This is a genomic window from Baaleninema simplex PCC 7105 (genome assembly GCF_000332355.1).
Taxonomy (GTDB): domain Bacteria; phylum Cyanobacteriota; class Cyanobacteriia; order Cyanobacteriales; family Geitlerinemataceae; genus Baaleninema; species Baaleninema simplex.
Genome location: NZ_KB235958.1, coordinates 2,268,686 through 2,285,308 on the forward strand (window position 1 = coordinate 2,268,686; position 16,623 = coordinate 2,285,308).

Below are 16,623 nucleotides of genomic sequence, written 5' to 3' on the forward strand. Positions count from 1 at the left end.
AAATCATGGCTTTAACGACGAGACCCGCGTCTAACTTTTTTCCGTCTTTTTTTTCTCCGAGTAAGTCGTTGACGATTTCGACAATTCCGATTTCGTCAATGATTCCCGCCCACTAACCCCAAGTGGTTCTAAATTTTTTGACCTCTACCGACATAGTCTTCTTCCTTTTTCTGATGGCTTACATTTTTTGATGATGAACAGAAAAGCTTGCCGGAAGTCATTCTGCATATCCTTACTATTTTTGTCAAGTCAGTTGGCTCTTGAATTGTTATTTTCAAGTCAAGGGGTCAGTTGGCTGAGTCGAAATACCTAATTCTTTTCCGATTCAATTTATACTACTTATACACTACATTTGAAGTGCGGAATGTGGGTTGAAAGGGGGGTTGGGGGGATGGTTGGGGGGATAGAGGGACTTGTCAGTTCGGGAAAAACCAGTATTTGAGTCCTCGACTCCGCTCACCGAGCGCAGTCGAGGTGAACGCTTCTGGAGATTTGACCGCTACTTTGGCTGGTGCAAACCTGTCAGAGCAAGTCGGATCGTTGAAGGAAGAATCCCCACGCCTTTAGGCTGGGGAGTGTCAACGAGCTCGTCCCGCCGAGGGACACAAATCAGCAAGCGTACAGGCGTCGCACTGAGGCGATCGCGCCTTACAGACAGCCCGACCGTGATAGATCGACCGAATCGACCAATTTTCCCACTCCGCTTGAGGCAACAAGTCCATCAAATCCCGTTCCACCTTTACCGGATTGTCGTGAGTCGTCAACCCAAACCGCTGACTGAGACGTTTGACGTGAGTATCCACCGTAACCCCAGCGTTAATCCCGAACGCATGAGCTAACACCACGTTAGCCGTTTTGCGGGCGACGCCGGGAAGTTCCACCAGCAACTCCATCTTTTGCGGAACCTCCCCGCCGAACCGTTCCACGATCGCCCGACAAGACCCTTGAATATTCTTCGCCTTATTGCGATAAAACCCCGTCGAACGAACCAACTGTTCCAACTCCGCCAAATCTGCCCCAGCTAACGCGGGGGCGTCCGGGTAGCGTCGAAACAGTTCCGGCGTTACGGCGTTGACCCGTTCGTCCGTGCATTGAGCGGACAAAATCGTCGCCACCAGCAGTTGAACCGGAGTGTCGTAGGTCAGACTACAGGTGGCGTCGGGATAGAGTTGCTCGAGACGGAATAGCAGCTTAGAAGCCCGTTCTCGTCGGGCTTTCACTGTTTTAGAAGCTTTCGACATCGATCGCCCCTAACGTGTCAACTGCTGCACCCATTCCAACTGGGTCGTATCGCGAACGATGAGGAAAATCCCCAATCCCAGTAAGAACAACAGCCCCGATTGCATGACGCCATCTTGAATGTGAACCGGGACGGGTTTACCGCGCAATCCTTCCACTAACAAAAACGCCAGTTGTCCGCCGTCGAGGGCAGGAAGCGGCAAAATGTTGATAATCGCCAGGTTGATGCTGACGACGGCTGCAAACACTAACAGGTTGACAGCGTCCCGTTGAGCGGCGTCAGCGCCTTGGGCGACGATTCCCACCGGGCCGGCCAGTTGTCCGGCCGTTTCGCCGAAATTAGAAATCAAACGATAAAACCCTTGTAGGGTGGTGACGAAAATCGACTGAAAGCGTTCGGCTGAGAGAGTTAACACTTCTCCGATTCCGTCAGCTTGGCGGTAAACCGGATCGCCGTTGGGTGCCAGTTGCACGCCGATGCGGCCGTTCCCGTCTTGTCCCGTTTCAGGAACCACCGTCAGCGACAGTTGGCGATCGCCCCGTTGCACGATTAACGAGAGAGATTGGTTGGCGTTATCTTCAATGGTTTCCTTGAGCGTCCAAATGGCGTCTTCCCCCGCATCGAGGGACTGACCGTCGATCGAGAGAATCACGTCTCCTGCTTGAATTCCCGCACGTCCGGCGGGAGATTCCACCGAGATTACCTGGGGAATTTCCACCCCAGGCTCTGGGTCGAAGCCCACGGGAACCCCAGTCGAGCCAATTTGAACGGCTAACACCAGATAGGCAAAAATCAAGTTGGCGATGACGCCTGCACTGATGACGATCGCGCGATCGAGAACCGGACGGTTGCGGAGGAGATCGGGATCGTCTTCAGGAATGGTGCTTTCGGGGTCGTCGTCGGGAAACCCAACGAATCCGCCCAAGGGAAACGCACGAACGGCGTATTCGGTTTCAGCGCCTTGATATTTCAAGAGAATCGGCCCGAAACCGATCGAAAAGCGATTAACGTGAATCCCTTGCCAACGGGCGGCTAGGAAGTGGCCTAGCTCGTGAACGACAATTAAAAGAGCTAAAACTGCGATCGCTGCCAGAACGGACATGAATCGTTACGTAAACCTAAAGTTAAGTTGAAAGCGGGTGTGTTCTCTCATCTTAATTGTTTTTGCTCCGTGTCGGGTTCATCAGGGAAGAGGGAAGAGGGAAGCATGATGATGAGAGAACCGGATGAGGAGATGAGGAACCGTGTTTCAGTCACCAGTCACCAGTGAAGACAGGGAACAGGGAACAGGGAACAGTTAATAGTTTCTCCCCCTCTCCCTTTCTCCCCCTCTCCCCCTCTCCCCATCTCCCCTGCTCCCCCTCTAAAAATCAGCCGGTATTCCGCATTCCCGCCGCGATACCGTTGAGGGTCAACAGCGCCCCTCGCAAGAGTTCGCCTTTGCTGTAACGGGATTGAATGACGCCCGGAGTAGAACTGATCCCGTGTTGGCGCAGGCGCTTGAGCAGCGACACTTGTAAAAGTCCCAACGGAACGATAGTCGAGTTCCGCAATTGCACCGATCGCTGGAGGGACGGATCGCCGTCGAGGAGGCGTTTGTGTCCCGTAATGGTCAGTACCAGTTCCCGAGTGAGGTGGTATTCCTGAGCGATGCGATCGAACAACGCCGCAAAGCGATCGCGATCTTCGGGGCGACTCAACTCTCGCACGTAATGATCGGCGATTTGCAAGTCCACCTTGGCTAACGTCATTTCCACCTTCGACACGGCCATTTTGAAAAACGGCCATTTCAAATAGAAATACCGTAGCAGTTTCAAATGTTCCTGGGGTTCCTCCTCGAAAAACTCGTGTAACGCCGTCCCCACACCGTACCAAGCCGGGAGTAGAAAACGGCTCTGCGTCCAGCTAAACACCCAAGGAATCGCCCGCAAACTGCCGATATCTTTCGTTCCGTTGCGACGACGGGCCGGACGCGAAGAAATTTGTAACTGGCTGATTTCCTCGATCGGCGTCACCTGCATGAAGAAATCGATGAAATCCGGTTCCTCATAAATCAGCGAGCGATAGTGTTGGCGCGATCGCCAGGCCAGTTCTTCCATCGTTTTGTTCCACGGATCGATATCGTCGAAGCCAGACCCCAACAAGCTCGACTGAATCACCGCCGACGTCACCGTTTCCAAGTGATAGATCGCCAACTCGGGGAGGGAATACTTCGAGGCCAGGACTTCCCCCTGTTCGGTGATTTTAATCCGTCCGTCGATGGTGCGACCGGGTTGAGCCAAAATCGCCTCGTAAGCCGGGCCGCCGCCTCGTCCGACCGACCCGCCGCGACCGTGGAAAATCCGCAGTTTGACCCCGTAAGGATCGCCGACGGCTTGCAGGGCTTTCTGGGCTTTGTGAATTTCCCAGTTGCTACTGAGAAATCCCGAATCCTTGTTACTGTCGGAATAACCCAACATCACCTCTTGCAGAGCGGTGGGTCGCCGTCGGGGTTGTTCCCCGGAACTTTCCCGTCCGTAACCGCCTTCGAGCAAGGTTCGATAGAGAGGTAACTCGAATAGGTCTTTCATGACCTTGGGCGCTCGTTTGAGGTCTTCGACTGTCTCGAACAGCGGAACCACCATCAGCGTTCCGCTTCCCGTGGCCGGGTCGTAGAGTCCCGCTTCTTTGGCCAGCAACAAGACTTCTAGCAGATCGCTGGCTTGGCGGCTCATGCTGATGATGTACGTCTGACAGAGTTCCGTTCCGAACTCCTGCTGTAACAGGCGCACGATGCGGAAGGTTTCGATGGTTTCTTTGGTAATGTCAGAAAAGGGCAGTTCGCTCGGAATCAAAGGACGGCGAGTTTTCAGTTCGCCGACCAGCCACTCGACTCGTTCCTCTTCGGTGAGGTCGTCGTAGGGTTTGGGAAGGACTTGCAAATACTCGGCCAGTTCGCCGATGGTGTCCGAGTGACGGGAGGATTCCTGGCGGATGTCCAAATGCGCTAAGTTGAACCCGTAGATTTCGGCTTGACAGATGAGTGTATCGAGTTCGCTACAGGTGAGACCCGTTTCGACCAAGTTTCGTTGAATCAGTTGCAGTTCCGCGAGGAATTCCGATCCCGAACGGTAGATGGGGAGGGTTTCCGCTTCGCGAATTTGCACGCGCCAGTTTTCGGTGTGGTAGAGACTGAGGTTGCGATCGCGCGTGTTTTCGAGCCGTTGTTTGATGTAGGCCAGTTTGAGCCGATAGGGTTCTTGGCGGTAGCGAATGGCGTGGCGATCGTAGACCTCACTCATTTGTAGCCGGTCTTGTTCGACGGATTCGAGCAGTTCCGGTAGCACCTCGCTCCAATGGAGGGACAAACTCAACGACTCAGTGAGGTTGTCGAGGGCGCTGATGTACTTTTCGAGTACTAGATTGCGCTGGTAACAGGCAGTTTGCCAGGTGACGCGAGGCGTGACCGAAGGGTTCCCATCGCGATCTGCACCGACCCAAGACCCGAACTTACAAAAGTTGTAACTCGGCGGCTCGAGGTAGGGAAACGACGCTTTGAGGGTGCGTTTGATGCGTTGGTAAAGTTGGGGAGCTGCATCGAAGAGAACTTCGCGGAAATAGTGCAGGGTATATTCGACTTCGTCGAGAACGGTGGGTTTGAACTGGTGCAGTTCGTCGGTGCGCCACCACAGCCGAATTTCCTCCATGAGTTGGTTTTCGAGGGCTTCGGCTTCGAGGGAGGAGATCATCCCGACCGATCGCAGTCCGTCTTCGACGCGATCGAGCTGACGTAAAATTTTGGCGATGCGGCGTTGTTTCCCGCGAATGGTGCGACGCACGATTTCCGTCGGGTGCGCGGTGAACACCAAACGGATATCGAGTTGGTCGAGCAGTTTTTGAATCAGTTGCGGCGGAACGTTGAGCTGTCGCAGTTTGGGAAACAGCGAGCCGAAGGTTCCTTTTTCCGGCCGTACCCCACCGGGAACCTGGGGATCGTTGGCGGCTCCGTCTCCGAGTTCTTCGGGGGTTTCGATGCGAGAGATGGTTTCTTCGGTAAAGGTGAGGTTGTTACTGACGTTGGCTTTTTGTTGGTCTCGTTGTTCGTAGTGCTGTTCGACGATGTTAATCAGTTGGAAGTACAACGCGAAGCCTCGTGCTGCGCGAATGGCGTCGTTGAGATCGAGCTGTTCGATTTTGGAAACAACGGGAGAATCCTTTAAATCCGGAGCTTGTCCCTCTTCCGATTGCATGGGGTTGAGTTCGCGCAGGAGATCGACCATCTGCTGACCGCATTCCTGGCGCAAAACGGACTCCCACAAATCTTCGACGACTTTGAGACGGTGGCGCAGTCGAACGTCTGAAGTGGAGGAGACGTTAAATTGGCGATCTGTTCTCTCAAGTGTTGGACTCATTTGGACTCAGTGAAGATTTTCGGATCGATCGAAATATATATAGAGCGATCGTGCAAAGCTGCTATTAGTGTACGCTTGATAGCGATCGTGTCTGATATCTATTGCAACACTATGGGATAAACTGTCGCTTCTGAACCCGTGGCCGGGTTGAGAGCGGAGTTTTTCTCGAAAACAGTTCATTTTCCAACAAATTTGCGCCCTCGTCTGTAGTCCTTGAAACGTTTGTTCGGGGAAGAGGGAACGGGGAACGGGGAACAGGGAACAGGGAAGATGGAAGAGGGAAGATGGAAGAGGGAACGGGGAACGCGGGAGACAGACGTAGGGTGCGTGACTTGAAACATAGAGTGTAAATCCTTTAGACCTATAAATCGTCACGCACCGCCAATGTTCACCACCCACAGACAAAGGTGTGTGACGGGGCTGGAAAATGTCGTTGAAGTCAGGTCAATGTAGTGTTCCCGCGTCACGCACCAACCCCTCATCTCCTCATCTCCCCATCTCCTCGTCGTCGTTGTAAAACAACATGGGAAGGCGATCGCCGCGAAAGAGTTCTTCGCTCGTTTCTCCGAGTTCGACGAGGGCAGCCAGAACGGTTCGGGACGTCCAAACGGCGGTTAAAATTGGAGCGGTAGCGACGCCCAAGGCGATCGAAACGGGAGAAAGGGAAGGGCGAGGGGTCGAAGTGGTTGGGGTAGGTTCCATTAGTATTTCCTCTTTGGAGTTTAGGATTGAATTGTGCGATCGATGGGTCGAGTTAAAATGTCGAGGTCGAGGGTTTCGATAGGCGTTCGAGGATTAGAGAGTTAAAAACGCTCGAGAAGCACAGAGACAAATACAAACTCTGGGGCGATCTCGAATCCCAAGCGATTCCAAAACGCGACTCGAGACGGTCGAAAGTGGTCTTAGAGTGCTATCTCGATTTCACTATAAAATGCCGTTCGGGTCTTAGGAAAGTCACGCCAACCGCTATGTTCGAGTCGGTCGAGATCGGGATTGAGTCGCTCGTGAAGCAGAACAGAGTTCTCTCAATATGCCAAAATATGGCCAGCACGTGCGATCGCTCGAAACAACCTTTGAGGGGAATCGACATCGTCGCACCGTTTCGATTGGCAGTCATTTCAGGACGCAGCAGGTGGTACTCAACGCAGGCAACGCCCCACGCGCGGGGACAACCATCGATCTCAACGAATGGGCGCACGCCGCCCTCGGAATTCCCGAAGTCCGTCTCGTCGCCCGAGCGATCGGCTCCGACCTCGAGGTCTGGTGTTGGGGAAGTGCTTGTCCCGACGCCCCTCGAGTGATGGCTCGGTTTTCTCAAGCCATTCACCAAGATTATCCATTACCGGCGAACGTACCGCCGATCGCGCGCGTATGTCTATACGGTCGCGTTCTCGACGCCCCGGCGGCCCAAGCCCCTCCTTTCGAGACTCCAGATTGGACGGTACGTTTTACCGTGCGCCCCGCACCCCCACGCTCTGACGAGGCCGACTCGGACGCGATCGCACCTCAGTCGAAGCCAGAAAACCATCGCCCAGAAAACCTGACCGCCGAAATCGATCGCGCCCTCAGCGACATCGCCACCGATGCGTGGATCGCCGTCAAAAAAATCGAACCCCTCGCTGGAACGGACGCGCGGCGGCTGTGGGTAGCCTGCGAAGCCGCTTACGCTCCCGATCCCACGTTACTGGCTCGTCCCATCGCCTGTCGCCTGCGAAACTCGAACCTTCAGGGATTTCGCGACGCCGTTCTGCTCGGTCAAGTCAGTGGCGAAACCCGCCCCGAGTGGATGTTGCGCGTCGATCTGACGCCCCCCGATCGCACTGTCGAAGCCTGGGCGCGATGGGGAGACGTGGCTGCGATCGCCTATCGCCTCAATCGCGAAATCGCCCCGTTGGGCGTACAAATCTCCGCCGTTCAAAAAGAATACACCTTACACCTCGTCTGTAGTCCGATCCCCGACACGACCGTTCGCGGCGATCGCCCGTTCCCGACTCAGGCCGAGGCGATCGCCAAGCTCGAAACCGTCCTCGAACGCCTCGCACCGCGCGGACTCCAAGGCGTCACGGTCTACGGCGTCGATACGCCTTACGAAGCCAGCTTTCCCGAACCGAAAGCCCCCTGTTGGGTGACGTGGCTAGACTTACCGGCCAAAACGCGCCCCGACCTCGTCCCGACGGCGTTAGAACTCGCCCGAGGCGGAAGTCTGACCGCGCTGACTTTCGTTATCGAACGGTTGCTGAACCCCGATTTAGAGGAAAAACTGGCCACCGGCGGCGTGCGGGTGCAAATTCGCCGCAAAGAGGATTTACTGCACGTGATGAGCGAAGGACTGACCTGTCCGAGTCAAGACCGCGTCGGACCGCTCGTCGAGAAATTCCTGCGTCAGTCCCAACTGTCGAACCTCGCAGGCGTGCGGGTCTACGGCCGCCGCAGCGGCCAGCGCAATCCTCGCTGGAAATACGGCGTCGATTTCAGCCCCCGTTCCCCAGAAACGACAGAAGTTCCCGAGTTTTCGGCGGTAGACGCCGATCGCCCCAGCGAGCCGACAGTTTCCGAACCCCAGAAAACCCCCGAACCTCGACCGTCAGTCGATCGCGCGTTGACGACGCTGTTGTGTGCGACTCCCTTGTTCCATCCCCGACAACCGCTCCCGGAAGCGGCCGCCGACCCGTCTCGCCGACCGGATACCCACGCTAAAGCCGCCGCAGTTTGGGCGCTGCTGGGACTGTTGCTAACGGTTCAAGCGGACTGGATAACGAGCGAAATCCTCGAACAGCGGGAACGGGAAGCAATGGCGCCCCCGTCCGTCGAAACCGCAGACTCTCCACCTCGAGAGTACGCCATCGAAGTGCCAGAACTTCCCGAAGCCCCCGTCGATCGCCCTGGGATTTTCGACGCGTCGGGCTTTACGGCTCCGACGAACGCCGCCACGGTCGTAAAAGCATCTGCTTCGGGAGACGCGGCGATCGTTCCCGTTCCCGAGGTGGAGTTTCCTACCTTCAACAGCGAACAGATGGATCGACAACTGGCGCTGTATAAGGCTTATATCGAAGAGTTCGGCGTTCCCGACGTGCTAGTGGTGGGATCGTCTCGCGCCCTGCGAGGCATCGATCCCGAGGTCTTACAGCAGGCGCTGGCCGAACAGGGCTATCCGGGGGTACGAACTTTTAATTTGAGCATCAATGGGGCGACGGCGCAGGTGGTGAATTTTGCGATCTCCGAGGTGCTGACGAGCGATCTCCTCCCACCGCTAATTATCTGGGCCGACGGCGCTCGCGCGTTCAACAGCGGCCGGGAAGACGTCACCTATAACGCCATCGTGCGATCGCCGGGATATCGGGAACTCACCCGAGGGTTCCGTCCCATCGAAAGCACTACGGAAACGGAGAACGCACTTCCCGATCGCCCCCTGTTCGAGATCGTCGGCGATCGCTATCAGGTTCTCGACGATAATCTCAACGACCTGTTTTCTCAGTATTCGGCCGCCTATCCCAAACGGAACACCGTCAAAACCTATTTTCGAGCGGCGATCGATCCCGAAATGCCGTTACCGCCCTATCCCGAACCCACTGAAGTCGCCCCGGAGACCGCCGACGTTCCCCAAGACGATCCCCTGCTCCATTTCAACGGCTTCGTCTCGTTCCGCCAACGGTTCGACCCCACCGGATACTACTTACAACATCCCCGAGTTTCTGGGACGTACGATGCCGATTACGCAGCCTTCGAGCTACGGGGGATTCAATTGGCGGCGTTTCGATCGCTGGTGGACTACGTCCAATCTCAAAAAATCGAGTTGGTATTCGTCAACCTCCCCCTGACCGAAGACTATCTCGACCCGGTGCGATCGCAGTACGAACGGGAATTCGCCCAAACAATGCTCGAACTCTCGCAACAGTACGGTTTCGTATTTCGCAACTTCTCCGGCTTGTGGCCGCAGAAAAACGAGTATTTCTCCGATCCGAGCCACTTAAACCGTTTCGGTGCCGCTGCCGTATCGCACCGTTTGGCGCAGAGTCCGATGGTGCCTTGGAGCGGCGAGGACCGCGACTGACGCGCTAAGCTGGGATCGAATTCGACTCGATCGGCTTCCCTTCGTCTTTTAAGATAAGAGTTTCTCGTCACGATGCACACAAGACGCCCGTTGGGTCTCTGTTTCCTGTTGCTGGGGTCTGCACTTTGGACACAACCCGGATGGGCGGAGAATCGCGCCCCCGTCTCGACCGTTTCCGATACGAAAGCGCGGTCTTTCCACGCCCCCTCAACGAATACTGCTGGCGTTGCAGCTCGCAAACGTCGGCCTCCCTTAAATTCGTCTCTGTCCAAGAAAGCTGAAAACGCGACCTCGCCCTCTTCCTCGTCGTCTGGGGACAGCTCCCCGTCTTTTAGCGACGTGGTGCAAGACACGCGCCACATCAAGGGGTTGTTCGACCTGTACGCCAACGACGAGACGGGAGAACTGTACTTAGAAATTCAACCGTCTCAATTCGATCGCCTGCACCTGTTGGTGATAACGCTGTCTCAGGGATTGGGAGAATTGGGGTTTCTCGAAGGGCTTCCCCTGTACGACGTTCCTCTATACCTGCGCCGTCAAAACGATCGCGTGTTGGTGGTAGTTCCCAACACCCACTTTCGCACCCGTCCCGGCGATCCCCAAACCGCCGCCGTGGAGCGATCGTTTAGCGAGTCGGTCTTGTACTCGCTGTCGGTCGTGGCGACGCACCCCGAGCGAAATAGCGTGTTAGTAGACTTACAAGAGCTGTTGGTCGACGGCGATCTGTCGGGGTTGAGCGCGGAGTTAGGAACCCTGGCTTACAGCTTCGAGAGCGATCGCTCTTACGTCTCCCAAGCGCACGGTTTTCCCGAAAATATCGAACTCGAGGCGATGCTGAGCTTTTCGGGTCAACCCCTGGGATTGTTTGAAAGCGTTCCCGACGAACGGGCGATGTCCTTGGGCGTGCGTTACAGTTTGTCGGAACTGCCGGAAAATTCCAACTATCGCCCCCGCTTGGCAGACAACCGCGTGGGCTATTTCGTCACGGCCTACCGCAACGTCTCCGACCTCACCAGTAGCGATCCCTTCGTGCGCTACGTGCAACGCTGGCACTTAGAAAAACAAGATCCCACTGCTGCCTTGTCGCCCCCCGTCGAACCGATCGTATTTTGGATCGAAAATACGGTTCCCGAGGAATATCGCGCGGCCATCCGCGAGGGGGTACTGCTGTGGAACCGCGCCTTCGAGCGAGCGGGGTTTCGGGGCGCGATCGAAGTGCGCCAAATGCCCGACGACGCCACCTGGGATCCGGCAGACGTGCGCTACAACGTGATTCGCTGGTCGGCTTCGTTTCGCTCGGGCTTCGTGGGGATCGGCCCTTCGCGCGTCAATCCTCTGACGGGGGAAATCCTCGATGCTGATATTTTGATTAACGCCAATGTGGTTCGCTATCTGTCGCGAGAGTACGACACGTTGATCGATGCGGACGCACAGCGGCTTTATGTGGATTTGCCGGGATGTTCTCCCGAAAGCGAGTGCGATTCGGCCGCCTCGACTTCGCCTTTAGAACAGTTGCGATCGCGCTTTCGCGGTCATCGTCTCGGCTGTAGCTGTCGCGAGTGTACTCGTCAGTTTCAGGTGGGGGCGATGGCTCTGTCGTTGGTACAGGGCGTGTTACCGGGCGATCCTCAGATGGAAAAATACGTCAGTCAGTACCTGCGCTATTTGGTGGCGCACGAGGTCGGGCATACGCTGGGGTTGCGGCATAATTTTCACGGGAGTACGCTGTTGGGGTTTGACGAACTCAACGATCGAGACATTTCGCAAACTCAGGGGTTGAGCGGGTCGGTGATGGATTATCTCCCACCGAACATCGCGCCGTCTGAAGCCGAGCAGGGTGACTTTTTCCCGACGCGAATCGGACCTTACGATGAATGGGCGATCGAGTACGGATATACTCCCACCGAGGGGCGGACGCCGGTAGAGGTGCAGCAGAGGTTAGAGGCGATCGCCGATCGCGCCCCGCAACAGGAGTTAGCTTACGGCACGGACGAGGATTTGTGGTCGGAAATCGATCCGGCGGTGAATTGGTTCGATCTCAGCGGCGATATGCTCGCCCACGCTCAGTCTCAGATGGAACTGGCGCGGCAAATGTGGGAACAGCTCGATCGCAATCCGCCGACGAACGAGGACGATTACGACGCGCTACGGGTTCGCTTCGATTTCGTCATGCAGTTTTATTTCCGTCAAGCGCGAGTGCTGTTGAAGTATATCGGCGGACAGTCCTTCGATCGCTCTCGGGTGGGCGATTTCGCCGCTCCGCTGTTCGAGCCGATCGCGGTAGCAGAGCAGCGGGCCAGTTTGGACGCCCTGCAACAGTACGTGTTTGCGCCGGACGCCTTCGAGTTTCCGCCGGATTTCCTCAATCAGCTCGCGCCCTCTCGGTGGTATCACTGGGGGAGTACGCCGCCGACGTCTCGGTTGGACTACCCGATTCACGATCGCATTTTCGGGTTTCAGCGGATCGTGTTGCGATCGCTACTCTCGGGGGAACGGTTGACGCGCCTGCGGGATTTGGAGTTAAAAACCGAACCGGGAGAAGCCCTGACGCTTCCAGAACTGTTCGAGACGCTCCATCAGGGAATTTGGACGGAGGTGCTACAGGGTCGGCGCGTTCCCACGAATATTTCGAGCGTGCGGCGATCGCTCCAGCGGGAGTATTTGAATTTGGCCATCGATATGGCACTCGGACGTAGCGAGGTTCCTGAAGACGCCCGAACCTTGGCTCGCTATGAGTTACAGCAACTCGACGAAGAGATCGCCGCCGTGTTGCGCCGTCACGATGACGATGTCGATACCTACACCCGCGCTCACTTGGAAGACACGCGATCGCGCATCCGTCAAACCCTCGAGGCGCAATTCTTCAGTCAGTAGTCCCAAATTCTGAAGCTTGATGATACTCTGTAGGTTGAGTTTAGCTTTCGCTCGACCCGACCTCTTTTTTGGCGAAACTGGTTCAGTTTTGGGGAAAAGATCTGTAAAAATGAGGAAGCGAAGCAAAATAGAACGAATTTTCAATTTGTTTTGAACGGAACGACACCGCATCAGATCCCCGGCATCTACAAGATGCCGGGGATCTAGAGAGAAACCCTTTCGAGTAGATGAGATTTTTAAGGTAATTATTCAAAAAAATAACACATTTTGAATCGCCTTAAAACAAAAAATTATATATTTAAAATTATTACAAAAAATATCATAAAATACTAAAAAATTATGCTTTTAAAATTTCAAAATCCAAAGGCGATCGATTTCTTAAACCGTTTTAAAATCATTTCAAAAAACAAAAAGCATCGACTTAATCTCTCAATTTAGACCTAATTTCCGAAAAAAGATGACCTTTGTTTCGATTCTTTACGGCTTGTTTCTACTTGGTATAGTCTTACTGTATTGGAGCGTGGCCAATCGCCCGTTTCGACTGGGATTAATCCTCGTCGCCAGTTTGGTGTTCTACGCTTCGATTCAACTGCAATCCGTGCCGCTGCTGGTATTGAGTGTCCTGGCGAACTTTGCGATCGGACGGTATCTCGGCGAAAACACCGTTCCCAAACCCCACGGGAAAGACTGGCAACTCTCCAACCAAAACTGGCAAGACAAAGAGCAAGATTGGCAACAGCGGCGAGGCTGGATTCTCACCGGAGGCATCATCTTTAACGTCTTAATGCTGTTGGGGTTTAAATACGCCCCCTTTGCCCTGCCGTCCCCAGAATCCGCCACCGAATCGCAAAAAATTTTAGGATGGCTCGATCCCTATCTCATCGCACCGTTAGGATTGAGCTTTTTCTCATTTGAATGTATCGCCTATCTCATCGACGTTTATCGCGGAGCGCCTGCCAGTCATAGCGTCCTCGAATTTTCTTCCTATAAATTCTTCTTTCCCAAACTGATTTCCGGGCCGATTACCCGCTTTCACGAGTGGAACGAACAGTGGAAATCACAACATCCCTTGCGAGTCGAGCAGGTTACAGACGGACTGTGGCTGATTGCCAGTGGAGCCATTAAAAAAGGACTCCTGGCCGACAATATCGCAATATTCGTCAATTTGTGTTTTGAAAACGTCCAACGCGCCGGAAGTACCGACTTACAGTTAGCCACGATCGCCTACGGATTGCAACTGTACTTAGACTTTAGCGGTTACGTCGATATGGCTCGGGGAAGCGCCCTGTTACTGGGGTGGAACCTGCCTCAAAACTTCAATTTTCCCTATTTAACGACGAGTATCGCCGACTTTTGGCGACGGTGGCACATGACCCTCGGCAGTTGGCTGCGAAACTACCTGTATTTCCCCCTCGGCGGCTCTCGTCGCGGATTGGCGAGAACCTGCTTCAACCTCATGGTGGTGATGCTAATTGCAGGGATTTGGCACGGCGGAGCGACGGCGGGAACGAATCCCGCTGGATTCGTCGTGTGGGGAGCGCTTCACGGTGGCGCGTTAGTGGCGCATCGCCTGACAGATACCCTCTCGCAGCGGCAAAGTTGGCTGGCTTCGGCGTGGCGTAGTTTTCCCGGTGTCGTCTTAGGTTGGCTGCTGACTCAAGGATTGGTCTTTTTCTCGTGGATTTTCTTCCGCCTCCCCGACTTAAACGCGTCGGGTTGGGTGGTGCGCCACCTGTGGAATCACGAACGCGACGCGCAGTTCGTTCAAAAGGTATATCTAGAAACGATCGGGTTAATGCCCGAACAGTTAAGCTGGATTTTCGGAGCGATCTTCGTAGCGATGGGAATCGCATATCTGTTCGATCGCGGCTTGAAAGTTCAACTGAACTGGCCCGTCAAGATGATGCTCGTTCCCGTTTGTCTGTATACGGTGTGGCTGTTTGCCCCTGAGAACAGTTTGCCCTATATCTATTTCGATTTTTAGGACGACGGTGGCGCGTCCACGAATCGGTGCGGGGCTGTTAGTCTTGAGGTAGAGTGTTTGCGAGAACGCTCGTCACAGCCGCGAGGCAGCACGATAAGGATAACGTAATTAGGGCTTGCTGAAAAGAAGTGAAAAGCTTACGACGTAAGGCTTAGAGGAGTCTTGACGTGGCTTCGAGAACCCGAAAAAGAGGTAAAATTGGAAATTCCCGTGCATCCGGCAAGAAAAAATGTATCGAAAATCACAAAATCCTGACGCGCCCGAAGAAGCCTTTGAACTTCCTTTTGAAGGCAAGTTGTGTGAAGAAAATCGTTGGGTAATTTTGGCGAACCTCATTCCCTGGGCAGAATTTGAGGAAGAATATGCCCAGAATTTTTCTGAGGAAATGGGAGCGCCAGCGAAACCGTTTCGGATGGCACTGGGAGCCTTAATTATTAAAGAAAAATTGGGAATAAGCGACCGAGAAACTGTCGAACAAATTAAAGAAAACCCTTACCTACAGTATTTTATCGGGGAAAAGAGTTATCGAAACGAAGCGCCTTTCGATCCTTCAATGATGGTTCATTTTCGGCAAAGGATTGGTCGCTCTCTACTTCAAAAAATAAATCGAAGAATTGTCCGACAAGCTCGAGGATTTCAACGGGAGGAATCTAGCACAAAAAAGTCAGAAGGAGTCGAAAGAAGAAAAGAAAATAGAGGGAAACTCTTAATCGATGCGACCGTCGCACCTGCCGATATCAAATACCCCACCGATGTCGAACTGTTAAATCAAGCGAGGAAAACCACCGAACTCATCCTAGACATTTTATATAAATCCCTGAAGGGCCAACTGTCTAAAAAACCTAGAACCCACCGAAAACTCGCCCGAAAAGAGTATCTCAAATTTGCCAAAAAGAGGAGACCCTCTCGCAAAGAAAGAAGAAATGCTGTCAAAAAACAACTCCAATATCTTCAACGAAACTTCCAAAACATTGAGAAATTAATTGAGAAAGGAGCGAGCCTAGAATGCTTAAGCCGAAGGCAATACAGGAATTTATTAGTCTCCAGTGAAATTACCCGTCAACAGCAGTGGATGTAGGTCAAATCATAAAATAAAATCGAAAATCGCATCGTCAGTTTAACACAACCTCATCTCCGTCCAATCGTCAGAGGCAAGGCAGCAAGTCCTACGGAATTCGGGGCTAAGTTATCAGTCAGTTGTGTAGAAGAATATGTATTTCTCGAAAAAATTAGTTGGGATAATTATAATGAAAGTGGAGATTTAATCTCGCAAGTCGAAGCGGCTCTTCGGAGTTTAGGGTGACAGAAAAACTAACTTCACGAGATTTCAAGGGTTTTGGCTCTCGAATCTTCAATTTTTTGTATCATGCTATACATTTATAACCACAAACTCCGAAGACCCGTCGAAGCTTACAAAGACTATACGGGAGTTTACCCCTAATCGGTTCACGCCGATCGAATTTATCGAACCCGAGCTAATCGAGCTTGGTGTAAAGAAAGAGGAATTCGTCTCAGCGGACCGCCTTTAGGAAGACCTCCTAAAAACCTCAGCCGAGAAGCCAAAAAACAAGCCCAGGAAGATGAGCGCATTCGTAATGCAATCGAGGGGAAATTTGGACAAGCCAAAAGAAGATTCAGCTTAAGTCGTGTTATGGCTAAACTGCCTAATACTTCGGAAACCTCCATCGCTCTGACCTTTTTAGTGATGAACCTGGTGAAGCTGAGCCGGCAGTTTTACTGTCTTTTTTTGTGTCAATTTTTCCCAAACTTCATAATTTTGTCGAGAAATATTATTGTAACTTATAAAGTGGACGAGTTAAGTCAATTCAGATTTATACCTTGAGCAAGACGGCTTCTTGTTCATTTTCCACCCCCAGCTTTTGATAACTTTTTCAGCAAACCCTAATTACCAGAGGGGCTACAGCAAGAATATCGACGTCAGCCTGAAGGCTAAGCACGACAAAGTACCCGGATGCCTTGCGGACAATCCGGGCTTGCTTAACCTGAAATAAATCAGGAATTTTCCGCGACCACCGAACCCGAACCCATCCCAACTGAGGCAACTTAATCCCTTTGTCAGACA

At 53.5% G+C, this 16,623-nt stretch carries 7 protein-coding genes and 3 pseudogenes; 4 read left to right on the forward strand and 6 right to left on the reverse strand.

Annotated elements, in window-relative coordinates:
* The 5 genes and pseudogenes from GEI7105_RS41035 to GEI7105_RS0112165 all read right to left on the reverse strand — a co-directional run.
* Window positions 1-122: pseudogene (locus GEI7105_RS41035) on the reverse strand (DUF4277 domain-containing protein); the annotation flags it as partial.
* A gap of 456 nt (window positions 123-578) precedes the next feature.
* Window positions 579-1,241, reverse strand: coding sequence for an endonuclease III (nth, locus tag GEI7105_RS0112150; RefSeq protein ID WP_017660730.1), 663 nt, complete (start codon window positions 1,239-1,241; stop codon window positions 579-581).
* Between the two features lie 9 nt (window positions 1,242-1,250).
* Window positions 1,251-2,342, reverse strand: coding sequence for an RIP metalloprotease RseP (gene rseP, locus GEI7105_RS0112155; RefSeq protein WP_017660731.1), 1,092 nt, complete (start codon window positions 2,340-2,342; stop codon window positions 1,251-1,253).
* Between the two features lie 268 nt (window positions 2,343-2,610).
* Window positions 2,611-5,631, reverse strand: coding sequence for a phosphoenolpyruvate carboxylase (gene ppc / locus GEI7105_RS0112160; RefSeq protein ID WP_017660732.1), 3,021 nt, complete (start codon window positions 5,629-5,631; stop codon window positions 2,611-2,613).
* Window positions 5,632-6,117: 486 nt separating this feature from the next.
* Window positions 6,118-6,333 carry a hypothetical protein gene (locus GEI7105_RS0112165; RefSeq protein ID WP_017660733.1) on the reverse strand — a complete coding sequence of 72 codons (216 nt, stop codon included), beginning with the start codon at window positions 6,331-6,333 and terminating at the stop codon, window positions 6,118-6,120.
* Between the two features lie 328 nt (window positions 6,334-6,661).
* Between GEI7105_RS0112165 and GEI7105_RS0112170 the strand changes: the two genes are divergently transcribed.
* The 4 genes and pseudogenes from GEI7105_RS0112170 to GEI7105_RS30210 all read left to right on the forward strand — a co-directional run bounded on the left by GEI7105_RS0112170 (window position 6,662) and on the right by GEI7105_RS30210 (window position 16,383).
* Window positions 6,662-9,682 (forward strand): hypothetical protein, encoded by a 3,021-nt coding sequence (locus GEI7105_RS0112170; protein ID WP_017660734.1) that lies wholly within the window; start codon window positions 6,662-6,664, stop codon window positions 9,680-9,682.
* Window positions 9,683-9,754: 72 nt separating this feature from the next.
* Window positions 9,755-12,556, forward strand: coding sequence for a zinc-dependent metalloprotease (locus GEI7105_RS0112175; RefSeq protein ID WP_026097611.1), 2,802 nt, complete (start codon window positions 9,755-9,757; stop codon window positions 12,554-12,556).
* A 457-nt stretch (window positions 12,557-13,013) separates the two neighbouring features.
* Complete coding sequence (locus tag GEI7105_RS0112180; protein WP_017660736.1) at window positions 13,014-14,540, forward strand: MBOAT family O-acyltransferase; 1,527 nt, start codon at window positions 13,014-13,016, stop codon at window positions 14,538-14,540.
* A gap of 229 nt (window positions 14,541-14,769) precedes the next feature.
* Window positions 14,770-16,383: pseudogene (locus GEI7105_RS30210) on the forward strand (IS5 family transposase).
* Window positions 16,384-16,453: 70 nt separating this feature from the next.
* On the opposite strand, the pseudogene GEI7105_RS39470 reads toward GEI7105_RS30210, so the two are convergent.
* Window positions 16,454-16,623: pseudogene (locus tag GEI7105_RS39470) on the reverse strand (RNA-guided endonuclease TnpB family protein); the annotation flags it as partial.

Coding starts and splice junctions, on each gene's coding strand:
- GEI7105_RS0112170 (WP_017660734.1), top strand. CDS start 6,662: ATGCCAAAATATGGCCAGCACGTGCGATCGCTCGAAACAACCTTTGAG.
- rseP (WP_017660731.1), bottom strand. CDS start 2,342: ATGTCCGTTCTGGCAGCGATCGCAGTTTTAGCTCTTTTAATTGTCGTT.
- nth (WP_017660730.1), bottom strand. CDS start 1,241: ATGTCGAAAGCTTCTAAAACAGTGAAAGCCCGACGAGAACGGGCTTCT.
- GEI7105_RS0112180 (WP_017660736.1), top strand. CDS start 13,014: ATGACCTTTGTTTCGATTCTTTACGGCTTGTTTCTACTTGGTATAGTC.
- GEI7105_RS0112165 (WP_017660733.1), bottom strand. CDS start 6,333: ATGGAACCTACCCCAACCACTTCGACCCCTCGCCCTTCCCTTTCTCCC.
- ppc (WP_017660732.1), bottom strand. CDS start 5,631: ATGAGTCCAACACTTGAGAGAACAGATCGCCAATTTAACGTCTCCTCC.
- GEI7105_RS0112175 (WP_026097611.1), top strand. CDS start 9,755: ATGCACACAAGACGCCCGTTGGGTCTCTGTTTCCTGTTGCTGGGGTCT.